Origin of the sequence: Stutzerimonas kunmingensis, from assembly GCF_002929225.1 — a bacterium.
In the GTDB taxonomy this organism is placed as follows: Bacteria; Pseudomonadota; Gammaproteobacteria; order Pseudomonadales; family Pseudomonadaceae; genus Stutzerimonas.
In genome coordinates this window covers 36,594-58,163 of sequence record NZ_PISM01000004.1, presented here as the reverse complement: position 1 = coordinate 58,163, position 21,570 = coordinate 36,594, and the positions used below count along the sequence as shown (strand labels likewise).

Here is a 21,570-nt window from a genome sequence, read left to right as displayed (position 1 = left end):
TTGACGAACGAGGTCGTGATTCTAGCGCCGCACCGCCAGGAACGGCCAAACGATGTACCTCCCTCCCCCCTCAACTGCTCAATGCTCCCTTACTGCTGCCACAATGCCAATGTGACCGATCCAGCAAATTGCCCGACCAACCGGAACGATCCGCCGTCGAGCGCCTCTGAAGGAGGCCCTGGGGCATCGCCTCGCGCAGACCCATCCGCTCAACGCACGCCTGCCCTTGGCAACGCGCGTGCATCAGAAGACATCGCAGGAAACAAACAATGGATTTAATTCAGATCATCGTCCTGGCCATCGTGCAGGGACTAACCGAGTTCTTGCCGGTATCGAGCTCGGCTCATCTGATCCTCTTCCCGCACCTGGTGGGTTGGGACGACCAGGGACTGGCATTCGACGTGGCGGTGCACCTCGGCACCCTGGCCGCAGTGGTCTGGTACTTCCGCCTGGAAGTCTTCGGCATGACCCGCGACTGGTTCGCATCGCTAGCCCGCCGCGAGCGGGTCGGTGACAGCCGGCTGGCCTGGGCGGTGATCCTTGGAACGATTCCGGTCGGCATCGCTGGGCTGCTGTTCAAGGACTTCATCGAAGTCCAGCTGCGCTCGCCGCTGGTGATTGCCTGGGCGACCATCGGCTTCGGTCTGCTGCTGTGGTGGTCGGACGTGGTCAGCCGGCGAATCACGCAACCGCGCGACGAGCACAGCCTGAACTGGAAGGACATCTTGTTGATCGGTTGCGCCCAGGCGCTAGCGCTGATTCCCGGCACCTCGCGCTCGGGCGTGACGATGACCGCCGGGCTGTTGCTGGGCCTGTCGCGCTCCGGCGCAGCACGCTTTTCCTTTCTGCTGTCGATCCCGGTGATCGTGCTTGCCAGCGGGCTGAGCACACTCGACCTGGTGGAAGGCGGGGTAGCGGTTGACTGGACGGCGATGGGGCTGGGTGTGGTGCTGTCGGCGGTGAGTGCCTACCTGTGCATCCACATCTTCCTGAAGTTGCTGGAGCGCGTCGGCATGCTGCCGTTCGTGATCTACCGCTTGATCCTCGGTGTGGTGCTGCTGGTACTGTTCGCCGGCGCCTGAGCGCACCTGCTGATACGTTGAACGCCTTGCCGCGGCTTGCGATCCCTCGCGCTGCCGCGGCGCTGGCCGGAGCGAGGTCGCCCAATCAGCCCTGAGGCAGGTCGATCAGCAGTGGGCCGAGCAGGACAGCTGCGATACGCGCCTCGGTGAACATCTTCTCGGTCAAAGGCACGCTGCGTATTTCCGCGCTGCCAACAGGTTGCGCCTGAATTCGCGCTACCTCTCTGAACGAGTGACCATCTGCCCAGACCATGGTGGACTGACGCTTCTTATCGCACTTCACATTCGCTTCCTTTGCCTGCGGGGGTGGCACATTGCACATATTCGGCCACTACAGATCACTTAGGTTTGGGGCCTGAAAAAAGTTCGTCGTGTTACACGATATTTCTGCAATGGAAATGTGCCAGAAGCGCTCCAAGCGTCCCTGTGCAGCTTTCCCTTGGCGCCACACGCCTGCCTCGCTCTATAATCCGCGCGCTTTTTCCGCTATTGAACCGGAGAACCCTCAATGCTGAAGCGCTCCCTGGCAGCCGTCGCCGGCCTTGCCCTGTCCCTGTCTATTGCTACTACCCACGCCGCTGAAACCCTGCGGGTTTCCGCTATCCCCGACGAAGCCCCGACCGAGCTGATTCGCAAGTTCAAGCCGCTGGGCGAATACCTGGAACAGCAGCTGGGCATGCCGGTGAAGTTCACCCCGGTATCGGACTATGCGGCCGTGGTCGAATCCCTGGCTTCCGACCGCCTCGATCTCGCCTGGCTGGGCGGTTTCACCTTCGTCCAGACGCGCCTGAAGACCGGCGATGCGATCCCGCTGGTGCAGCGCGAGCAGGACGAGCAGTTCACCAGCAAGTTCATCACCGCCGATCCGGAGGTGAAGTCACTGGCCGACCTGAAGGGCAAGACCTTCGCCTTCGGCTCCGTGTCGTCGACCTCGGGTAGCCTGATGCCGCGCTACTTCATGCTCAAGGACGGCATCCAGCCGGAGCAGTTCTTCAAGCGCATCGCCTACTCCGGCGCCCACGATGCAACCGCCGCCTGGGTCGAGGCCGGCAAGGCCGACGCCGGCGTGCTCAACGCCTCGGTGTGGGACAAGCTGGTCGCGGCCGGCAAGGTCGACACCGACAAGGTCCGGGTGATCTCCACCACTCCGCCTTATTACGACTACAACTGGACCGTGCGCGGCAACCTCGAGCCGGCGCTGGTCGAGAAGATCAAGGCTGCCTTCCTCGCCCTCGATCCGGCCAACCCGGAGCACAAGGCGATTCTTGATCTGCAGGCTGCTAGTCGCTTTATCGAGACCAAGCCGGAGAACTACGCCGGAATCGAAGAAGCCGCGCGCGCCGCCGGCCTGCTCAAGTGATGGCACGTAAGCATCAGCAATGAGCACATTGCAGACACCGCCGGCGCCAGGCCTCGCTGCACAGCCTGAGCCGGCGCTGAAGCTGGCCGGCGTGGGCCACACCCACGCTGGCGGCCAGCTCGCACTGTGCGGGCTCGACCTGCAGGTTGCGCAGGGTGAACGGGTCGCCATCATTGGCCCGTCCGGGGCTGGCAAGACCACGCTGCTGCGCCTGCTGGCCACATCGCTCAAGCCTGATCAGGGTGATCTCGAGCTGCTCGGCAAACGCCCCTGGACACTCTCGGCGGGCGCTCGCCAACGCCTGCGCAGCCAGATCGGTCTGATCCACCAGGCGCCGCCGCTACCGCCGCGACAGCGGGTGGTGACGGCGGTACTGGCGGGGCGTCTTGGCAAATGGTCGCTAGCCAAAAGCCTGCTCAGCCTGCTTTATCCCCTGGACCGCAAGGGCGCTGCCGAGGCGCTCGGGCGGCTCGACCTTGCCGACAAGCTGTACATGCGCTGCGATCAGCTATCCGGCGGCCAGCTGCAGCGGGTCGGAATCGCCCGCATGCTTTACCAGGCGCCGGAGCTGATCCTCGCCGACGAACCCGTCTCAGCCATGGACCCGGTGCTCGCCAGTCACACGCTGGGAGTGCTCAACCGCGAGGCGCAACGTCGCAACGCCACGCTGCTGGCCAGCCTGCATGCAGTGGAGCTGGCACTGGAGCACTTTCCGCGAATCGTCGGCGTGCGTGACGGCCGCATCCTGTTCGACAAGCCTGCCAGCGAAATCGGCCCCGACGAGCTGGCGGCGCTGTATGCCAATGAGCAGCTTCAGCATGCCCCGTCGCCACCTGCTGCAGCGACCCCGCCACTGAACATTCCGCGATGCTGAACCCCGCAGCTGCCCGCCACGATCCTGCCGCCGCGCCACGCCTGATGTTGACCCTGCTGGCCGTGGCGCTGCTGTGGCCAGGGGTAAGGCTGAGCGAACTGGACCTGGGTGTGCTGTTCGACGGCAGCAATGCCGACACCATGGGCACGTTTCTCTCGGCGTTCTGGCCACCGGAGCACAGCGGCGAATTCCTTGGCCTGCTCTGGCAGGCAACACTGGAAACCCTGGCAATCGCCACTGCCGGCATGACCCTGGCTCTGGCTGTCGCCATCCCCTGCGCCCTGCTTGCCACCCGCGCCCTGTCGCTCTCGGCGCTCAGCCGTGGTGGTCGCCCGGCCTGGTGGGCGCAAGCGTTGCGCTGGCCGGTACGCGGCCTGCTGATCGTGCTGCGCAGCATCCCGGAGATCGTCTGGGCGCTGTTGTTCGTCCGCGCCGTAGGCCTGGGGCCGACCGCCGGCGTGCTGGCCATCGCCATCACCTACGCCGGCATGCTCGGCAAGGTCTACGCGGAGATCTTCGAATCGGTCGACCCGCTACCCGCCCGCGCACTGCTCGGTGCCGGCGCCTCGCGGCTGCAGGCCTTCCTCTACGGCGTGCTGCCGCAGGCCACGGGCGAGATGCTGTCGTACAGCGTCTACCGCTGGGAATGTGCGATCCGCGCCTCGGTGGTGATGGGTTTCGTCGGCGCCGGTGGACTCGGCCAGCAGATGGACCTGTCGATGCGCATGTTCGCCGGCGGCGAAGTCGCCTCCATGTTGCTGACGTTCCTCGCGCTGGTGCTGCTGGCCGATCTGCTCAGCCGAATGCTGCGCTGGAGATTCGCATGAGTCTGCTGTCGCGCCTGCTGATTCCGGCCGGGCTGGTCGCGGCCGTGGTGGCCGCCTTTGCCTTCCTGCAGCTGGAAAGCGCCGCGCTGCTCAGCCGAGACGGCCTTGCGCAGATGGCCGCCTACGCTTCGGGATTCATGGCGCCGGACCTGTCGCCCGCGCATCTGCAGGCGATCGCTCGCGGCACGCTGGAAACCCTGGCGATGTCGGCCATCGGCACATTGCTCGCAGCCCTGTTCGGCTTGTTGCTGGCACTCCCCGCGGCCGGCCGTTTCGGTCTGCTGGCACAGGCCGCATCACGCCTGCTGCTCAATGCGCTGCGGGCGATTCCGGAATTGGTTTGGGCCGCGCTGATGGTGCTGGCAGCGGGGCTCGGGCCGAACGCCGGCACCCTGGCGCTGGCGCTGCACACTGCTGGCGTGCTGGGGCGCCTGTTCGCCGAAGCGCTGGAAAATACCCCGCCCCAGCCCGCCGACGCCCTTCGCCTGGCCGGTAGCGGACGCATCACGGCATTCTGCTACGGCACGCTGCCCTCGCTCTGGCCACAACTGGTGGCCTACACGTTGTACCGCTGGGAAAACAATATTCGCATGGCCAGCGTGCTCGGCTTCGTTGGCGCTGGCGGCCTGGGCCAGATGCTCTACATGAGCCTCAGCCTGTTCCAGGAAGCCCAAGCCTCGACGGTGATCCTGGCCATGCTGGCGATGGTACTGGCGGTCGACAGCCTGAGTGCCTGGGCCAGGCAGCGCTGGGTGCGAGGCTAATCGCCGCGGCCGACTCCGTTGACTTTTGTGAACTGATTCACCGAACATCCGTGATGTCGTTTTGAGATCATCAAGGATGATGAAGTGCCGGCCCTACCGCGCCAGTTGTCTACGCTACGAACCGTACTGGCATTGCTGGCAATCCTGCTGGATCCCTTCGGCCTGACTACGGCCACCGATGGCGCATCGTCCCGCCTGCTCAATCAGCTGCAAGCCAACGCCTACGGCGATGCCGGCGCCAGACAGCAGATCGCAGTTGTGATCATCGATGACGCTTTTCTGCGCCAGCGCGAAAGCCATTGGCCACTGCCCTACAGCGAACAGAGCAAACTGTTCCGCCAGCTACTGGCCTATCGACCAGCCGCGGTCATGGTTGACCTGATGTACAGCTACGACCACTCCCGCGGACGCAACAGCGACAGTAGTCGACTCCTGTCCAACGTGTTCGAACGCTATCGAGCTGCCGGCGTGCCGCTGTATCTCGCCAACTCCGGCAGCACTGAATCCAATGCCTTGCCGATCTTTACCGAAGTTAGCGAGCCGGCACTGGTGAGCTGGAGCGGTTATGAAGATCAGTACCCGCTGGCAGCCGAGACCGCATACGGCTGGACGGACAGCGCAGCCTTCGCCTTATACAGAAGCTACTGCACGCGCCATGCCTGCCAGCCGCTACCAGCATCGGCACAGCTCGCCGGAGAGCAACCGCCGATCGCTCTGCAATGGGGCGGTGACTCGGCGCGTGAGCAGCGTCTGGTCAGCGACGTCAGCCAGTGCGCTTCATCATCTGGACTCTGGAGCCGAATTTTCAGCCAGCTCGCCCAGTCGGTCTTCTGGCGTCTCAGTGCTCCTACCGAAACACACTGCCCGTTTCACCTGACAATCACCGCGAGTGCCCTGGCTACGACCGTACCGGAGGAGCGCGCCTTGTTACGTGAGCTGCTTGGCGATCGCCTGGTAATGGTCGGCGCCTCCATCAGTTCCGCCGAGGATCTCACCAGCTCGCCGGTTCACGGCAAGTTGCCGGGCGTCTACGCCCACGCCATGGCGCTGGATAACTTGATCGAATATGGCCAGGACTACATCGCCGCACCACCGCAACTGTTCAACACCGAAATCGATGTCCTGGACCTGCTCGAGTTCATCTTCGCTTTGGTCATTCTCTGGTTTCACTCGGCCCGCGCAGGCCTTTTGCCTGGGCATCGCCTGGCGTTCGCGATCGGCGCAACGCTCTGTCTGCTGCTAATCAGCGTGCTGCTTTATCAGTTGCGCGTCACTCCAGTGAACATCCTTGGCTTGTTGCTGCTGATTGGCGTGTTACTGCCAGAAGAACCGGAATCCCCCTCCCTCCCCTCGACCAGCACACGAAAGGAGTCATCATGCGCAAACCCCTCACACTGCTCTGCGCCCTGTTGCTCAGCAGCACCAGCTACGCGGCCGGATTGACCGTAGAGCAATACACCAACGATCCGATCGCCCTGCTTGATGCAGAGGGTCGTTTGCTGAAGAAGATTGCACGCTCCGAGTTACCCGCCACACCGCTGGCCGCACAGCAGTGGAATGACGATCTCGAACTGGTGCAGGTCGAGGTAGCCGGACAGCTGGTCTGGCTGGATGGTGTCGATGTCCGCCTGAGTCAAGGCAAGACCGTTCCCATGCCGTGCGCAGCACTGCCCAAGGCCCGCGCAGATAGCGCGACCAATCTCTCCACCATTGGTTACGGGGCTGGCTGTGCGAAGAACTGACCTACTGCGTAAGCGTGCCGCATTCGCGGCGGCTTTACTGCTGACTTGTCTGGGCGGGTGCAGCACGCTCAAAGGAGCACCTGACGCGCTGATCAATCTTGCAGGACAAAGCACGCAAAGCGGGTTTCAGGGCAAGTACCTGGAGCAGGAGGAGGTTCGCAGTTACTTCCGCCTCGATCCGCAGCACAACCACAACCTGCGGCTGAGCTATGACGGCCGTAGCCTGCCAGCCAATGAAATCCGCCAACAGAACGTGGTGCTGATCCCTGCGCTGCAGAACTATCTGCAAGGCATCGTCGAACGTCTCGCCAAGGGTTGGCCTGGCGAGCAGCCGCAATTGCGGGTAACGGTCACCGACAGTTATTCGTTCGGGCCATCAGCCGACCCGTACGGCAATCTCTACGTGCCGCTCGGCATGCTGGAAAGCGTAGAAAGCGAGGACGAAATCGCGGCGATGCTGGCCCATGAAATGAGCCATGTGCTGCTGCGCCACCATGATCGCCGCCAAGCCTTCAACGAGCAGCGGGAACTGCTGACCAACATTGCCACCACTGCAGTAATCGCGACGATGGTCGCCGACTCTCGCCTGGATCGCGGAGCTTCGAAATGGAAGGTGGTCAGCAAAAATCCGCAAGCCACGCAGAAGGCCGTCGGTGAGACGGTGCTCTACACATCACTCGCCAACACCTTTTCAGACAACGTATGGAACACCGCCTGGGGTCGTGCTCAGGAAGACCAGGCAGATCTGCTGGGTACCGATCTACTGATCAAAGCGCGTTACGCGCCGCGCGGTGCCAGCCACAGCCTGCAGCGGCTTAGCGATTTCCAGGGAAAGCAGGAACCCCTCCTGGCCGGTTTTATCCAGGCGCGACGGGGCGCGATGCAGGATTCGCTGCAGCGCCTCGACCTGAATGGCTTTACCCAGGAGATCAACACGGTCGTCAGTCAGGGCCTGATGACGACCGTCAGCGCAGTCGGCCAGCACCTCACCCGCTCACACATGTCAGCCCAGCGTCGCGATGACGACCTGCGCCAATATCTGCAGCGCGAGTACGATGCCGAGCGCTATCACCGGGTGAATAAACGGAACTGGCTTACAGTCCGCAACACCCCAGGCGTGAAAGCCTCACTGGACGCTTACAAGAACGCCTACGGAGCCAACGAGGCCCTGGCTCAGAAGAACCTGAAGGATGCCCGAACCTTGGCCGAGCGAGCTCTGAAGTCTCCGGTGGCTAACCAGCCAGGCATTCGTCGTAGCCTCTTCAACGTCCACATGGCAACTGGTGACAAACGTCGTGCACTGGCGCAGCTCAACGCAATCAAGGACTGGTCGCTAGCGGGACCGGAAGTCTACGAACAACTCGTTCACTATCATCTGAACAATGGCGATGCAGTTGCGGCCCTTGCGACCATTGAACGGGCTGAACGCCACCTGGGTTCACAGGAACAGTTCATTGTCGAAAAGATGCTCGCTCATAAGCTCAAGAAAGATGAGAGCGAACTGCGCATGCTCGGCGAAAAATGCAAGCAGATGCCAAATCGAAAGGATGTCTGCAAGAAGATCGGCTGACCTTGAGAGGGCGACGCTGGTTGCGCAGTCGATTACCCGGCTGCGCGCCTCGCCCCGTTTCAGTGCAATGCAGGTTTGCCGACGCGCTCCTGCACCAGCACCCAGGGTGCGACCACGACGGCCCAGAGGTCGGGGTCACGCTCCAGCCAGTCCTGCGCCTGCTCGGGCTGCATCTTCGACAGCTGTCCGCCGTGGAGCCACGCCGCTACCTTGGTCTGATCGTCCTCGGCGACGGCTAGCGCCACCTCGACCAGATCAGCATCGCCAGCCACCTGCAGCAGCGCTCCGCGAGCGAAGAACGGCTGCAGTTCTTCCCAGGTAATCGCTGCGGTTTCGCCCAACAGCTTGGCATAAAGAGTGCTTGCGTCGTCGGCCATGGGACTCACCAGATACGAAAAGGGCGCAATGATACCCGCGCCCCGATTCCCATCAAACGGTTGAATCTGCCGGCTGTGCAAACGGAGGAGACACTTCTACACTGTGCCGGTACAGTTGCCGGAGCGTTTCGGGATGTTCGCCTCTTAACGGCACTCCGGCCCGCAGGATTCAAACAATAACGATGCAAGTGGAGCACTTATGAAGACCAACCAGCGTCTTTCGAAAATTTTTCTGGCAATGGCACTGACCGGCGCAGCCAGCTACACCCTGGCCGCCGACACGATCCGCATCGGATTGGCAGGGCCGGTAACCGGGCCGGTGGCGCAGTACGGGGACATGCAGTTCATCGGGGCCGAAATGGCCATCGAGCAGATCAACAAGGCCGGCGGGGTGAACGGTCAGCAACTGGAAGGCGTGCGCTACGACGACGCGTGCGCTACGACGACGCCTGCGATCCGAAGCAGGCCGTGGCGGTGGCCAACAAGATCGTCAATGACGAAGTGCAGTTCGTTGTCGGCCACCTCTGCTCCAGCTCCACTCAGCCGGCGTCCGACATCTATGAGGACGAAGGCATCCTGATGATCACCGCGGCTTCCACCAGCCCGGACATCACCTCCCGCGGTTACGAGCTGATCTTCCGCACCATTGGCCTCGACAGCCTGCAGGGCCCGACCGCCGGCAACTTCATTGCCGACCACGTCAAGCCGAAGAACGTCGCCGTCATCCATGACAAGCAGCAGTACGGTGAAGGCATCGCCACTGCCGTCAAGCAGACCCTGGAAAGCAAGAACATCAAGGTTGGCCTGTTCGAAGGCATCAATGCCGGCGACAAGGACTTCTCCTCGCTGATCGCCAAGCTCAAGCGCGAAGGCGTGGATTTCGTCTATTACGGCGGCTACCACCCGGAACTGGGTCTGCTGCTGCGTCAGTCCAAGGAAAAAGGCCTGAACGTGCGCTTCATGGGGCCTGAAGGCGTCGGCAACTCGGAAATCTCCGCCATCGCCGGCCCGGCTTCCGAAGGCATGTACGTAACGCTGCCGAAGTCGTTCGATCAGGACCCGCGCAACAAGGAACTGGTAGACGGCTTCAAGGCCAAGAAGCAGGACCCGAGCGGTCCGTTCGTATTCCCCGCCTACGCCGCCGTACAGGTCATTGCCGAAGGTATCGAGAAGGCCGGCAGCACCGACACCACCAAGGTGGCCGAGGCGCTGCGCAGCAACACCTTCGACACCCCGACCGGCATGCTCTCCTTCGACGAGAAGGGCGACCTGAAGGACTTCAACTTCGTCGTCTACGAATGGCACCAGGACGGCACCAAGACCGAAGCCAAGTAAATTCCATCAGCCTGACGAAGCCCACACTCGCTTGTGGGCTTTGTTTTAAGCAGGCGGCCCAGCCAAAAGCACCCGGGTCGCCCTGCCGTACCTGTAATTCAACGAGCGGCCTGAACAGCAGGCCCACCTCGAACCGATGCCGTGCGTGATCCGCAGGGCACCGTACCGCAGTGGCGCCGCGCCAGGGTGTGCGGTGCGTTCGACGTGGGCAGCGCAGCAGACCGAAACGCAATTGCAGGGACTTCGGGAGAGCAGTGATGCCTGAGCTTTACCACTACCTACAACAGCTGATCAACGGGCTCACCGTTGGCAGCACCTATGCGCTGATCGCCATCGGCTACACGATGGTGTACGGCATTATCGGCATGATCAACTTCGCCCACGGCGAGGTGTACATGATCGGCTCGTATGTCGCCTTCATCGCCATTGTCGGCCTGTCCATGATGGGCCTGGATGCGCTGCCTATCTTGATGATGGGTGCGTTCGTCGCCGCCATCATCGTCACCAGCGCCTACGGCTACAGCATCGAACGGGTCGCCTACCGCCCGCTACGTGGCAGTAATCGCCTGATTCCCCTGATCTCGGCCATCGGCATGTCGATCTTCCTGCAGAACGTCGTGCTGCTGGCTCAGGACTCCAAGGACAAAGCGATTCCCAACCTGATGCCGGGCAATCTGGTGTTCGGTGAAAGCACCATGAACGGCGTGGTGATTTCGTACATGCAGATCCTGATCTTCGTGGTCACCTTCGTTGCCATGTACGGGCTGACGATGTTCATCTCGCGTTCACGTCTGGGGCGTGCCTGCCGCGCCTGCGCAGAAGACCTGAAGATGGCCAACCTGTTGGGCATCAACACCAACGGCATCATCGCCCTGACCTTTGTCATCGGTGCTGCGCTGGCCGCCATCGCAGCTGTGCTGATCAGCATGCAGTACGGCGTGATCAACCCGCACATCGGCTTTCTCGCCGGCATCAAGGCATTCACCGCTGCAGTACTCGGCGGCATTGGCAGCATTCCAGGCGCCATGCTCGGCGGTCTGGTGCTTGGTGTGGCCGAGGCCTTCGGTGCTGACATCTTCGGCGACCAGTACAAGGATGTCGTGGCGTTCAGTCTGCTGGTGCTGGTCCTGCTGTTCCGCCCCACCGGCATCCTCGGCCGCCCGGAGGTGGAAAAGGTATGACCGGCAATCTCCGTACAGCCTTCTTCAGCGCCCTGCTGGTCATCGCCGTTGCGGTGCCGGTATTCGGCCTGAAGCTCACCACCGTCGGCATCCGCGTCGAAGTGCACGGCGCCGAAGCCGGTACGTTCTGGATCATCGCCGCCTGCGCGGTAGCCATGTTCGTCTGGCAACTGTTCCGTACTCACCTGGCCGCCGGCTGGGCCGCCAGCCCAAGCCTGCCGAGCGTACCAGCAGGTGCGGGCAGCTTCCTTACCCTGCCCTCGACCCAACGCTGGATCATCATCGCTCTGATCCTCGTCGCGCTGGCATGGCCGTTCTATGGGTCACGTGGCGCGGTGGACATCGCCACGCTAATCCTGATCTACGTGATGCTCGGCCTCGGCCTGAACATCGTCGTCGGTCTGGCCGGCCTGCTCGACCTGGGTTACGTCGGCTTCTACGCCGTCGGTGCCTACACCTATGCGCTGCTCTCGCACTACTACGGAGTCGGGTTCTGGACTGCACTGCCCATCGCCGGCGCGATGGCGGCGCTGTTCGGCTTCCTGCTGGGCTTCCCCGTGTTACGTCTGCGCGGTGACTATCTGGCCATCGTGACTCTCGGCTTCGGCGAGATCATCCGCATCCTGCTGCGCAACATGACCGACCTAACCGGCGGCCCGAACGGCATCAGCGGCATCGACAAACCGACCCTGTTCGGCCTGTCCTTCGACCGCCGCGCAGCCGAGGGCATGCAGACGTTCCACGAGTATTTCGGCGTGGCCTATAACTCGGTGAACAAGGTGATCTTCCTCTACCTGATCGCCTTGCTGCTGGTGCTGCTGACATTATTCGTGATCAACCGCCTGCTGCGCATGCCGATCGGCCGCGCCTGGGAAGCCTTGCGCGAAGACGAGATCGCCTGCCGTGCGCTGGGCATGAACCCCACCGTGATCAAGCTCTCGGCCTTCACCCTCGGTGCAACCTTTGCCGGTTTCGCCGGCAGTTTCTTCGCCGCACGCCAGGGCCTGGTGTCGCCGGAGTCGTTCACCTTCATCGAGTCGGCGATCATCCTCGCCATCGTCGTGCTGGGCGGTATGGGCTCGCAGCTCGGCGTGATCCTCGCCGCCATCGTGATGATCCTGCTGCCTGAGCTGATGCGCGAATTCAGCGAATACCGCATGTTGATGTTCGGCGCCCTGATGGTGCTGATGATGATCTGGCGTCCGCAAGGCCTGCTGCCGATGCAACGCCCACACCTGGAGCTGAAGCAATGAGCCGCCCGATTCTAGAAGTACGCGGCCTGATGATGCGTTTTGGCGGCCTGCTGGCGGTCAACGAGGTGGGGCTGACGGTACATGACAAGCAAGTGGTTTCGATGATCGGCCCCAACGGCGCCGGCAAGACCACGGTGTTCAACTGCCTGACCGGCTTCTATCAGCCGACCGCGGGGGAAATCCTCCTCGACGGCACGCCGATCCACGGCCTGCCTGGCCACAAGATCGCTCGTCAGGGGGTGGTGCGCACGTTCCAGAACGTCCGCCTGTTCAAGGACATGACGGCGGTGGAAAACCTGCTGGTGGCCCAGCACCGTCACCTGAACACCGGCTTCCTTGCCGGCTTGTTCAAGACGCCGGCGTTCCGCAAGAGCGAGCGCGAGGCGATGGACTTCGCTGCGCACTGGCTGGAACAGGTCAATCTGACCGATGTCGCGAATCGACCGGCGGGCACCCTCGCCTACGGCCAGCAGCGCCGTCTGGAAATCGCCCGCTGCATGATGACGCGCCCGCGCATCCTCATGCTCGACGAACCGGCGGCCGGCCTGAACCCCAGAGAAACCGAGGACCTCAAGGCCCTGATCGCCATGCTACGCGACAAACACGGGGTCACCGTGCTGCTGATCGAGCACGACATGAAGCTGGTCATGAGCATTTCCGACCACATCTACGTGATCAATCAGGGCACCCCGCTGGCCAATGGTTCACCCGAGCAAGTCCGTAACAATCCGGACGTGATCAAAGCCTATCTGGGGGAGGCGTAAGCATGCTGACTTTCGAAAACGTCTCGACCTTCTACGGCAAGATCCAGGCCCTGCACGACATCAACGTGCAGGTCGAACAGGGCGAGATCGTCACCCTGATCGGCGCCAACGGTGCCGGCAAGTCGACCCTGCTGATGACCCTGTGCGGCTCGCCGCAGGCAGCCAGTGGCAGCATCCGCTTCCAGGGCGAGGAGCTGGTCGGCCAGCAGACCTGCGACATCATGCGCAAGGCCATCGCCGTGGTGCCCGAAGGCCGGCGGATCTTCGCCCGTCTGACGGTTGAGGAAAACCTCTCCATGGGCGGCTTCTTCACCGGCAAGACGGACTTCCAGGAGCAACTGGACAAGGTGCTCGGCCTGTTCCCGCGGCTCAAGGAGCGCTACCAGCAACGCGGTGGCACCATGTCCGGCGGTGAACAGCAGATGCTCGCCATCGCCCGCGCGCTGATGAGCAAACCCAAGCTGCTGCTACTCGACGAGCCATCGCTGGGCTTGGCGCCGATCATCATCCAGCAGATTTTCGAGATCATCGAACAGCTGCGTGAGGATGGCGTGACGGTGTTTCTGGTCGAGCAGAACGCCAACCAAGCGCTCAAGCTGGCCGACCGCGGTTACGTGCTGGAGAACGGGCATATCGTCATGCAGGGCAGCGGCGAGGACCTGCTGACCGATCCGAAAGTGCGCGACGCCTACCTGGGCGGCTGACATCGCCACCACGCTCAACGAAAAAGCCCTGCCAACCGGCAGGGCTTTTTCGTCTTATACGTATCCATCACGCAGCCGAACCCGGGCGCTGCGCGTGCAGTCGAAGAACCGCTATCCTTCTTCGAACCCTTCGCCAACATAACGATCACCAAGGAGATCCCACGATGCGCCACTGCCTGTTCGGCCTGCTCATGGTTGCCAGCGTCACTGCGAATGCCGAGATTCAGACGCAGGAAATCCCCTACACCGCTGCCGATGGCACCGAGATGATCGGCTACTACGCCTATGACGACGCCATCGAAGGCAAGCGTCCCGGCATCGTCGTGGTACACGAATGGTGGGGGCTGAACGACTATGCCAAGCAGCGCGCTCGCGACCTCGCCGAGCTGGGCTACAGCGCCCTCGCCATCGACATGTACGGCGAAGGCAAGAATACCGATCACCCGAAAGACGCCATGAGCTTCATGCAGGCCGCGCTGAAGGACGCCGATGCTGCCAAGGGCCGCTTCAACGCCGGCCTCGACCTGCTCAAGGAACAGGCCCAGACCGATACCGCCAAACTGGGCGCTGTGGGCTACTGCTTCGGCGGCAAGGTGGTTCTGGACATGGCGCGCCAGGGTGTGCCGCTGGAAGGCGTGGTCAGCTTCCACGGCGCGCTGGCCACCGAAACCCGCGCCGCCCCCGGCAGCGTCAAGGCGCGTGTGCTGGTCGAGCATGGCAGCGAGGACAGCATGATCAGCACCGACGACATCGCCGCACTGAACGTCGAGATGGTCAAGGCCGGCGCCGACTACCAGTTCGTCAGCCTGCCGGGGGCCAAGCACGGTTTCACCAACCCCGGTGCCGATGCCCATCAGAAGAACGGCCTCGACGTGGCCTATCAGAAAGCCGCGGACGAACGCTCCTGGCGCGACATGCAGCGCTTCTTCGAGGACACCTTCGGCAAGTCGAACCCCGCTCCGGCACAGTGACCTTCGATCCCTCACGCTCGATTCGTCCCGGCGGCGCGCCTGCCGCCGGGGCTCGTGCTAGCATTGCACGCACAACTCAGCGTCGAACACGAGTCATGGCCGAACACGACTTCCGCTACACCCTGCTCAACCCCGCCCACACGCTCACCGAATGCCGCGCACTGGCGCCGGGCCGCTATCAGGTCACCGGTAATGGCGGTTCGATTCGCAGCGGCGACACCCTGCTGGTAACCCTCAAAGGCAGCCGCGACCTTTCCCAGCGGCTGACCGTTGAAAAGGTCCGTCACCTGATCAACCCACCCGGGCAATGGATGGCCGTGGCCAGCGGGCCGGTATTTCGCGAGCTGGCAATCCATAACTGGCAGGTCGACTGCAATGGCTGCGGCAAACAGCTGGACTTCGAGTTCGCCGTCGACGCGGCACTCGGTGCAACCGCACAAGCCCCGGCTGCCGAAGCCCGTATCGCCGAACTCGGCTGGGCCAGCCAGGATAGTCAGCATTTCTGCCCCACTTGCAAGGAAGCTCGATGATGCACCGCTACACCTTTCCGTTGCTCGCCATCACGCTGGCCGCCTCCGGCTGCGCCGTGGAACCACTGACACTGCAGAACGATGTCACCTATGTCGCCGAGTGGATCGGTGATGATGCGGTGGTCGGCCGCACGCCGGTTTCGCTGACCCTCTCGGCCGAGCGCGCCTACGGCAATGCCGGCTGCAACCACTGGTTCGCCAGCTATCATCTGGAAGGTCAAACCCTGCGCTTCGAGAACATCGGCAGCACGCGCAAGATGTGCATGCCAGAGCTCATGGAGCAGGAGCAGCGCTTCCTTGATCTGCTCAGCCGAGTCGAGCGCTGGGACGTGTCGAACATCGACCAGTTGCGCCTGTGGCCAGCAGAGGGCGCGCCGATCCGCTTCTGGCCCGACCAGAACTGACGCGCCAAATATGCGCATGCACCAAGGCATGCGCACTGCTTTCATGCAGGGTCGCAGAGAGATCGTGTCCATAGGGACATATGACGCGGGCCAGCCTGTACCCGCCGCTCAACTGATTGCGGCACTCCGCACCTACAAAAACAGCCCAGGCAACCCGCCTACTGACCTTCACGAAACTGGCACACGCAGTGCATAGACTCTAGCGACCAGTTTCGGGGACCTCGGTACAGGCAGGCCGGGAATCCCCTCTTTTATTCGCGAAGCAAAAAGGCCGCTAGGTGAGCGGCCCTTTTGCTTTCTATCGATAGACTTCGCGGCGGAAGATCAGGGGCTTGGGGCCTTGGTAGATGCCGAAGGTGGCGAGACCACGACTCGGCTCCCATCCTTCACCACGCCAGTCGTACCAGAGCCATTTCGGCACTTTTGGAAACCCGACTCGACCGCTACCAGTAACCTCCGGAGCCGCTACAGTCAGCACACCTTGATGACCAGCCCTGATGGTAGAGACTTCTGGAGCGGTTATAGCAGCCAAATCGCCAGTCGGCTCGATCAGATCCGGCTCGGACCAAGCCGATGCGCTACAGATATCCCCCTCCTCCGGAAGGAAAACACCAGGCACCTGCCAGCTCTCGATCACCCATGGCAAGGCTAACGGTAATTGCTCCGAGCCATGGGCATTGGCTATACGCAAACGACCAAGGCGGATTTCACTACCCCCAAAGTCATGAGTGAAATCGCTGCATTCACCAAGCGTTCCTTTCTCGCCTCGATAGCAAACGCCATCGCTATCTTTCAACTGATCCTTATCAATTACCAGCTTGGCAATTGCTTGCATATCTGTGCCAAACGGCAAATCAGCAAGACTAGGGGTAAGCGGCATATGCCAAGTCAAAGTATCAGCTGAACGCGCTTTTGAAGGCTCATCCTCCTCAACAGCAGGCCAATTGTAAGTTCTGCCGCCACCATTATTAGCAGTGTCTTTCACTAGCAATGATTCAACTTCTCCGCCCGACTCCAAGCGCTGATCAATTTCAACCCTCCCGGTAATCGAAAAGTAATCGCTTCGACTTGGCGGATCAAGAAGCCAAAATCCAGAGTGGTCATAATTTTTCACCTCTTCATTTCTTTTACTAAACGCTGTAATTACGATTTCCGGATACCCACCTGAAAACAATGTTTCTTGCCCTTGATATGTGAAACCATTGCAAGCAGGTACCAACCTAGCGTCACTGGAAACAATAAAATATGCCGGTATAAAACGACCGACATAATCAGACACACCTACAACATCAAGACCGCCCTCGATATAATCCTTGGCAATGGCACGAAGTCTAGCTATACCAACCTCATCAACATACGGCGCGCTTTCAAATATATTGACATTTCCATAGCCATGCTTGTACTCATTGGGTAATAATTTCGGTACAACCCCTCCCCTGGGAAAGGGAAGGCAATCATCAGCCATCTCTCCGCAAACGTCGGAGGGCTCGCCAACAACCTCCATCCGTACACGATCGTGCATAAAATTTAGCGTCTCCTTACCCACGCTATTCAGCGCCTTAATTTCTAAAGGCAATTCATCTCCAGCCGCAATAAATTTATCACAGTTTTCCTTAGAGAAGCTTTTCTTTGGATCGCAGACGGGTGCCCCAACAACCTCGATCGAAAATCTGTCGGGGCGGGAAACGAAATCATCACTGCCGATCATCAAGCCACTATCACCCTCATTGCCACTACCGGCGTAGTGGGCATACAGCTGCATCTTCCCAGCTTCACGATAATTCACGTCAATATTGGAAATTCCATCACGATTGAAATACAGCGGCAGCGGCTCAGCTGCAGCAAAGCTCTGTGCCACCTCCGCGCGATTCACCTCAACTTTCTCGGAGCTGACTACCAACTCGCTCCCGGCCGGGCTTATGAACTCGCTCCAGAACTTTATGTAGCGCGGCACATCCTCTTCGGTAAATGCTGGCTCACATCGAGGGCTACCTGGATTGCCTCTGTCGATGACTGCGCTGATAGGAACTTCAACGCTCTGAGAAGCCACCATGTTCGGCACATCGAAAATAAAGCCACTCTGGGAAAAATTCAAAATACATGCGGATGAAAGCGGCGCATCGCCAATCTGGCAGAGTGACTTAGCAGATGAAGGGCTTGAAACCGAGACTCCGAGTGGCATCTGAAGTTGCAACCCTTGCAGTTGAAAAGTGCCGATGCCATTAACCAATGACTTGTTACTGCCGCCAACCCAGCCGTTACCCGTTAATGTTACCGATACGGTACCGGGATAGAGTTGGCATGCAGCCGGAGCGGCATTGGTGCATGCCTTGAGCGTGACCGTATGCGGCCGACAGGTATGCGCGCTACTACTGGTGACGAATTCAAAATGATCGATAGTCGAAGAGCTACCGCACAAATGTCTCGCTTTGGCTTGTCGGCTCAGTTCTGCAACACTCCAGAGCGTTGTGTTGAGACGAACCTCATCCATCGAACCCCGCAGTCCATTGCCGCCAATGCTGATAGGCTCGATATTGGTCGAAGGTCCCCAACCTGCTAGAAGTGTTCGCGACTGATCCTCTTTCAATTCGGCGTTGACATAAAGCTTTGCGGCAACGGTAGGGAAGAGCACTAGAAAAGAAGAACTATAATCAAGAGTGAAAGCGACGTGATTCCAACCCTTGCTGATCGGCGTGGATATCACCAAGTCCTCACTGGAAAAAAAGCGAAGCATTTGAGTCGTCAAAACCAGACGGCCCGAAGCATCAAGTTCAAGACGGTAGTTATGCCCCTTGCCAAGCAGGATGACCGATCCACTTGTTGGAAATTCGGCCACGTTCAGCCAGAAACTTGCGCTGAGTTTGTCATTGAAATTGAGCGCAGTATTGTGAGGCACACTGACCCGACCACTGCCGGAAAACTCCCCGTAACGACAGGTGCCCCAGGTACCGGGTAACGCAGGAATCGCTCCGGCCGTTTCAGCCGCACCACTGGCGACGCCAGTTACATTGAGTGTTCCACTATTTTGCACGGTTGCATTGCGCCAACTCACCTCATCGAAGCGCAGATACAAGGGTAGTGTTTCATTTATATCCGTGGAGTCGCTGCATAAGTCCGTGGGAGATAATCCACTATAGGCACATTGTCCATATATACGGCTGTAGCCTGTACCCCGAATGGTGACATCACTTCCCCACCCCGTCGCAGCCAGCACATCGCCATATACAATAGAATCGTTCAGATAAATCCGATTCGTATTGCTGACTGTGCCCACCACATCAGAATCATTCAGCTCGATAGGGTTCCCCGGAGCGGATATATTTCCAACTACAGAGGAGGAACTGACGGTTACCTTGCAGCAGCTGCTCGCCACGTTTCCGGTTATTTTCGCATTGGCAATGGAGGCTACATTCGCTGAAGAAATATTTCCTTCCACTGTCGTACCATCAATGAAGACGCCACTCCCACCAGAACTGGTTACATCCCCGTCTACCCGCCCCCGAGTCAGGCGTATTTCCCTGTTTGCGCTTATGACAGAACCATTAGCCGTCGTATCGACAAGAGTTATTTCATTGCTGAACTCGACATTTCCGTCAATCGAGCTACGCACCATCTTTGCGTTACCAGAACCGGAAACGCCCCCCTTCACCGTCGTATCACCGAGGTCTACATTTGCGCCTATAACGGAACCGTAAACGACACTTCTGGCATTGCTTGACCCCGATATCTCAATTATTCCATAAGAAGCACGCAGTACCATACCATTCCCTACAGAGCCGATAGTGCTTGCCTGGATCTTGAATCCACCTTCCGCCCAGAGAACAGCTTGTGTGCGGGCAATAACCGTATCGCCCGCCTTCAGCTCGACTATTCCGTAATTACAAGTGTAGGTTGTGCCGCTTACCGTCCAGCTCTTACTCGAACAAGGTGGGTATTGACCATCGCTCAGGTTGTATATTTCAGCTTCAGCCGAAACGCTGAACAACAAGGCAAACGCGGCGAGAGCCAAATAGCGCATGACGGGCATGGTCACGGTCATTCTTCCTCTTCAGGAGCAACGGGGACTATCTCCCCGGGCTTTTCCACCACTGCCGAGAGCTGCCGATATACGTAATCGGGGGTGCCAACAACCGCATACGTCGCCGTGGCGATAATGTTCTGGCTAACCATGCTCTGCGGCTGCTCCTCGTGTAAGTCGGTGTACTCCATACGCTGATCACTAGGGCAATCGACTGTCACTTGGAAGCCATCGAATTCCGGTACTTGAAAGGAAGCAGAATCACAGGAGCCATTGAGAAAATGCCATATTCCCCACTCCAATCCCGTCCTCGCTGCCTGATAGGCGCGAGCCTGTTGCAGGGCCAGACTGCTGGTAGCAGTTTGAGTTGCCGATATACGCCACATGGCAGCAATGGCGCCGGCTATGACGATGATGAGGAACATTGCGGCGACGAGGCCAAAGCCGTGTTGCTTCTGTAGGAGCGGGCCTTGCCCGCGAAGCTTTTGCGTCGTCCGGATTCGCGGGCGTGGCCCGCTCCTACGGGGGGCTTTGGGGTCAGGGCGCATTGTCGACGTGGACCTGTTGCAGCAGGGTGATGGTTTCGCCAACCTCGTCGCGGAGAGTCAAACGCAGGGTGACGAGGCCGTTACGGGTGTTGGTTCCAGGTTCATAACTGAAGGAGCAGGAGTGTACCGAGTCAACGACAACGGCCTGTTCAGCATCTGAACCGTCCAGTTTCTGAGATGACTTTCTGAGCAGCTCATCCTCTACGCAGCTATAGCTAATGGCTTCATTTGCAAGATAAAAGCGCTTCTGCGGTGAGGCATATTGAAATCTGAAATTGGAAAGACCTGCGCTCAAGGTGTTGTCTTTCCAGGTAAACGCCTTTGGTGAAATGGCCGAAACTTCACCGTCTGTAGCTTCGGAGATGCCCGCAAGCCCTGCGGTGTTATAGATGATCAGCCAATGTGGCGTCGTAGAAATTGTGGGTTCTATCGGGCTGAGAATATCTATCGCACATGCTCCGAGAGCTTGCGTACAGGCCGGTGGGTCATGGCGTGGCCCAGCAGGGTCTGGCTGGTTTGCACGATATCGACCGGCTGCGGCAATAGGTACGAGTCGGACTTCATTACTGGAGACAACCAGTAAGTTCGGCACCGCCAACCGTATATCCCGCGCCATGCGGTTGAGCGCCATGGCGGCGAGGTCGGTGAGTTCGGCGCGGCGGCTTTGGTCGGCGAAGCCTTGCAGGGGGCGAGACATGACGGTGGAGATCATGACCGCGACGATGCCGGCCAAGGCGATGACCATGATGAGCTCGACCAAGGTAAAGCCGCTGTTGCGGAAGTCGCCGCAGGAGGTCGTTTTCATCAATAGTCGGTCCGGTAGCCTGTCAGGGTCAGGGTTTGCCCTGAAGGGTCTCTGACGGAGACATCAATGCGCGTGGCATCCACCTGGTTTCCTGGCGGACCCAATTCAGCATCGGGTTCGACTACCACCGTCACCCGGTAGCCGGCAAGCTCTGGAATCGGCGAATTATCAATACCAAGGGGCGGAACGTTGACAGCCGGGATCAAGGGAGGGTTATTACCCAGATCAACAACCAGCAACGTCTCCAGATACGCCTCCGCAATATACAAACTCTGCTGCCGCAACATCGGGTCGGCGGAGCGGGCGGTGATGGTGGCCATGGCGGTGAAGAGCGCGGCGGCGGCGATGCCGATGATGACGATGGTGATGACCAGTTCGACGAGGGTCATGCCGTGCTGCTTGCGGGGCGTGGTGCGTGCCGGGTGGTGGTTGGGTTGGCGGAGAGCTGCAAGCGGCGGCAT

The 21,570-nt window shown here is 60.2% G+C and carries 21 protein-coding genes and 1 pseudogene; 16 read left to right on the top strand and 6 right to left on the bottom strand.

Annotated features, from left to right (window positions below):
- Positions 1–269 precede the first annotated feature (269 nt).
- A complete protein-coding gene (locus tag CW305_RS01345) occupies positions 270–1,082 on the top strand; it encodes an undecaprenyl-diphosphate phosphatase (RefSeq protein WP_104096903.1) in 813 nt (270 codons plus the stop codon).
- 85 nt (positions 1,083–1,167) lie between these two features.
- Here CW305_RS01345 and CW305_RS01340 read toward each other — a convergent pair whose 3' ends face one another.
- Positions 1,168–1,365: a hypothetical protein gene (locus CW305_RS01340; protein WP_041013243.1), complete on the bottom strand. Its 198-nt coding sequence runs from the start codon at positions 1,363–1,365 to the stop codon at positions 1,168–1,170.
- Positions 1,366–1,590: 225 nt separating this feature from the next.
- On the opposite strand from CW305_RS01340, the gene CW305_RS01335 reads away from it, so the two are divergent.
- From CW305_RS01335 to CW305_RS01305, 7 genes are all read left to right on the top strand, one after another.
- On the top strand, positions 1,591–2,442 hold the full coding sequence (locus CW305_RS01335; protein ID WP_044315067.1) for a putative selenate ABC transporter substrate-binding protein: 852 nt from the start codon (positions 1,591–1,593) through the stop codon (positions 2,440–2,442).
- 19 nt (positions 2,443–2,461) lie between these two features.
- Positions 2,462–3,316 carry a phosphonate ABC transporter ATP-binding protein gene (locus CW305_RS01330; protein ID WP_104096902.1) on the top strand — a complete coding sequence of 285 codons (855 nt, stop codon included), beginning with the start codon at positions 2,462–2,464 and terminating at the stop codon, positions 3,314–3,316.
- A complete protein-coding gene (locus tag CW305_RS01325; RefSeq protein WP_041013241.1) occupies positions 3,310–4,143 on the top strand; it encodes a PhnE/PtxC family ABC transporter permease in 834 nt (277 codons plus the stop codon). The genes CW305_RS01330 and CW305_RS01325 overlap by 7 nt, the downstream gene beginning before the upstream one ends.
- The gene (gene phnE, locus CW305_RS01320; RefSeq protein ID WP_104096901.1) at positions 4,140–4,907 is read left to right on the top strand and encodes a phosphonate ABC transporter, permease protein PhnE; all 768 of its coding nucleotides are present in this window, start codon (positions 4,140–4,142) and stop codon (positions 4,905–4,907) included. The genes CW305_RS01325 and phnE overlap by 4 nt, the downstream gene beginning before the upstream one ends.
- Before the next feature lie 84 nt (positions 4,908–4,991).
- Positions 4,992–6,350: a CHASE2 domain-containing protein gene (locus CW305_RS01315; RefSeq protein WP_104096900.1), complete on the top strand. Its 1,359-nt coding sequence runs from the start codon at positions 4,992–4,994 to the stop codon at positions 6,348–6,350.
- Positions 6,284–6,649 carry a hypothetical protein gene (locus CW305_RS01310; RefSeq protein ID WP_041756511.1) on the top strand — a complete coding sequence of 122 codons (366 nt, stop codon included), beginning with the start codon at positions 6,284–6,286 and terminating at the stop codon, positions 6,647–6,649. Before CW305_RS01315 ends, CW305_RS01310 begins: the two co-directional genes overlap by 67 nt.
- Complete coding sequence (locus CW305_RS01305) at positions 6,636–8,219, top strand: M48 family metallopeptidase (RefSeq protein ID WP_104096899.1); 1,584 nt, start codon at positions 6,636–6,638, stop codon at positions 8,217–8,219. The genes CW305_RS01310 and CW305_RS01305 overlap by 14 nt, the downstream gene beginning before the upstream one ends.
- A gap of 59 nt (positions 8,220–8,278) precedes the next feature.
- Here CW305_RS01305 and CW305_RS01300 read toward each other — a convergent pair whose 3' ends face one another.
- A complete protein-coding gene (locus CW305_RS01300; protein ID WP_014821206.1) occupies positions 8,279–8,596 on the bottom strand; it encodes a DUF2288 domain-containing protein in 318 nt (105 codons plus the stop codon).
- A 199-nt stretch (positions 8,597–8,795) separates the two neighbouring features.
- Here CW305_RS01300 and CW305_RS01295 point away from each other — a divergent pair.
- From CW305_RS01295 to CW305_RS01260, 8 genes and pseudogenes are all read left to right on the top strand, one after another.
- A pseudogene (locus tag CW305_RS01295) lies at positions 8,796–9,931 on the top strand (branched-chain amino acid ABC transporter substrate-binding protein).
- A gap of 257 nt (positions 9,932–10,188) precedes the next feature.
- On the top strand, positions 10,189–11,112 hold the full coding sequence (gene livH / locus CW305_RS01290) for a high-affinity branched-chain amino acid ABC transporter permease LivH (protein ID WP_003299167.1): 924 nt from the start codon (positions 10,189–10,191) through the stop codon (positions 11,110–11,112).
- A complete protein-coding gene (locus CW305_RS01285; protein WP_023444301.1) occupies positions 11,109–12,365 on the top strand; it encodes a high-affinity branched-chain amino acid ABC transporter permease LivM in 1,257 nt (418 codons plus the stop codon). Before livH ends, CW305_RS01285 begins: the two co-directional genes overlap by 4 nt.
- The gene (livG, locus tag CW305_RS01280; RefSeq protein ID WP_023444302.1) at positions 12,362–13,129 is read left to right on the top strand and encodes a high-affinity branched-chain amino acid ABC transporter ATP-binding protein LivG; all 768 of its coding nucleotides are present in this window, start codon (positions 12,362–12,364) and stop codon (positions 13,127–13,129) included. Before CW305_RS01285 ends, livG begins: the two co-directional genes overlap by 4 nt.
- A gap of 2 nt (positions 13,130–13,131) precedes the next feature.
- Positions 13,132–13,833, top strand: a complete 702-nt coding sequence (locus CW305_RS01275; protein ID WP_023444303.1) for an ABC transporter ATP-binding protein — start codon at positions 13,132–13,134, stop codon at positions 13,831–13,833.
- A gap of 164 nt (positions 13,834–13,997) precedes the next feature.
- Positions 13,998–14,804 carry a dienelactone hydrolase family protein gene (locus CW305_RS01270; RefSeq protein ID WP_104096898.1) on the top strand — a complete coding sequence of 269 codons (807 nt, stop codon included), beginning with the start codon at positions 13,998–14,000 and terminating at the stop codon, positions 14,802–14,804.
- A 95-nt stretch (positions 14,805–14,899) separates the two neighbouring features.
- Positions 14,900–15,334: a hypothetical protein gene (locus CW305_RS01265; RefSeq protein ID WP_104096897.1), complete on the top strand. Its 435-nt coding sequence runs from the start codon at positions 14,900–14,902 to the stop codon at positions 15,332–15,334.
- Positions 15,334–15,738, top strand: coding sequence for an META domain-containing protein (locus CW305_RS01260; RefSeq protein WP_090521700.1), 405 nt, complete (start codon positions 15,334–15,336; stop codon positions 15,736–15,738). The genes CW305_RS01265 and CW305_RS01260 overlap by 1 nt, the downstream gene beginning before the upstream one ends.
- Positions 15,739–16,036: 298 nt before the next feature.
- Here the strand turns inward: CW305_RS01260 and CW305_RS01255 are convergent, their stop codons facing one another.
- The 4 genes from CW305_RS01255 to CW305_RS01240 form a co-directional block, all read right to left on the bottom strand.
- On the bottom strand, positions 16,037–19,777 hold the full coding sequence (locus CW305_RS01255; protein WP_104096896.1) for a DUF6701 domain-containing protein: 3,741 nt from the start codon (positions 19,775–19,777) through the stop codon (positions 16,037–16,039).
- Entirely contained in the window at positions 19,774–20,181 is a 408-nt protein-coding gene (locus tag CW305_RS01250; RefSeq protein ID WP_245890962.1) for a pilus assembly protein MshP, read from the bottom strand. The genes CW305_RS01255 and CW305_RS01250 overlap by 4 nt, the downstream gene beginning before the upstream one ends.
- 112 nt (positions 20,182–20,293) lie before the next feature.
- The gene (locus CW305_RS01245) at positions 20,294–21,109 is read right to left on the bottom strand and encodes a prepilin-type N-terminal cleavage/methylation domain-containing protein (RefSeq protein WP_104096895.1); all 816 of its coding nucleotides are present in this window, start codon (positions 21,107–21,109) and stop codon (positions 20,294–20,296) included.
- Complete coding sequence (locus CW305_RS01240) at positions 21,109–21,570, bottom strand: prepilin-type N-terminal cleavage/methylation domain-containing protein (protein WP_245890961.1); 462 nt, start codon at positions 21,568–21,570, stop codon at positions 21,109–21,111. The genes CW305_RS01245 and CW305_RS01240 overlap by 1 nt, the downstream gene beginning before the upstream one ends.

What these genes read in the sequence shown, in the direction of transcription:
- CW305_RS01345 (WP_104096903.1), top strand. Translation starts at nt 270, where the DNA reads ATGGATTTAATTCAGATCATCGTCCTGGCCATCGTGCAGGGACTAACC.
- CW305_RS01335 (WP_044315067.1), top strand. Translation starts at nt 1,591, where the DNA reads ATGCTGAAGCGCTCCCTGGCAGCCGTCGCCGGCCTTGCCCTGTCCCTG.
- CW305_RS01330 (WP_104096902.1), top strand. Translation starts at nt 2,462, where the DNA reads ATGAGCACATTGCAGACACCGCCGGCGCCAGGCCTCGCTGCACAGCCT.
- CW305_RS01325 (WP_041013241.1), top strand. Translation starts at nt 3,310, where the DNA reads ATGCTGAACCCCGCAGCTGCCCGCCACGATCCTGCCGCCGCGCCACGC.
- phnE (WP_104096901.1), top strand. Translation starts at nt 4,140, where the DNA reads ATGAGTCTGCTGTCGCGCCTGCTGATTCCGGCCGGGCTGGTCGCGGCC.
- CW305_RS01310 (WP_041756511.1), top strand. Translation starts at nt 6,284, where the DNA reads ATGCGCAAACCCCTCACACTGCTCTGCGCCCTGTTGCTCAGCAGCACC.
- CW305_RS01300 (WP_014821206.1), bottom strand. Translation starts at nt 8,596, where the DNA reads ATGGCCGACGACGCAAGCACTCTTTATGCCAAGCTGTTGGGCGAAACC.
- livH (WP_003299167.1), top strand. Translation starts at nt 10,189, where the DNA reads ATGCCTGAGCTTTACCACTACCTACAACAGCTGATCAACGGGCTCACC.
- CW305_RS01285 (WP_023444301.1), top strand. Translation starts at nt 11,109, where the DNA reads ATGACCGGCAATCTCCGTACAGCCTTCTTCAGCGCCCTGCTGGTCATC.
- livG (WP_023444302.1), top strand. Translation starts at nt 12,362, where the DNA reads ATGAGCCGCCCGATTCTAGAAGTACGCGGCCTGATGATGCGTTTTGGC.
- CW305_RS01275 (WP_023444303.1), top strand. Translation starts at nt 13,132, where the DNA reads ATGCTGACTTTCGAAAACGTCTCGACCTTCTACGGCAAGATCCAGGCC.
- CW305_RS01270 (WP_104096898.1), top strand. Translation starts at nt 13,998, where the DNA reads ATGCGCCACTGCCTGTTCGGCCTGCTCATGGTTGCCAGCGTCACTGCG.
- CW305_RS01265 (WP_104096897.1), top strand. Translation starts at nt 14,900, where the DNA reads ATGGCCGAACACGACTTCCGCTACACCCTGCTCAACCCCGCCCACACG.
- CW305_RS01260 (WP_090521700.1), top strand. Translation starts at nt 15,334, where the DNA reads ATGCACCGCTACACCTTTCCGTTGCTCGCCATCACGCTGGCCGCCTCC.
- CW305_RS01255 (WP_104096896.1), bottom strand. Translation starts at nt 19,777, where the DNA reads ATGACCGTGACCATGCCCGTCATGCGCTATTTGGCTCTCGCCGCGTTT.
- CW305_RS01250 (WP_245890962.1), bottom strand. Translation starts at nt 20,181, where the DNA reads ATGTTCCTCATCATCGTCATAGCCGGCGCCATTGCTGCCATGTGGCGT.
- CW305_RS01245 (WP_104096895.1), bottom strand. Translation starts at nt 21,109, where the DNA reads ATGAAAACGACCTCCTGCGGCGACTTCCGCAACAGCGGCTTTACCTTG.
- CW305_RS01240 (WP_245890961.1), bottom strand. Translation starts at nt 21,570, where the DNA reads ATGCCGCCGCTTGCAGCTCTCCGCCAACCCAACCACCACCCGGCACGC.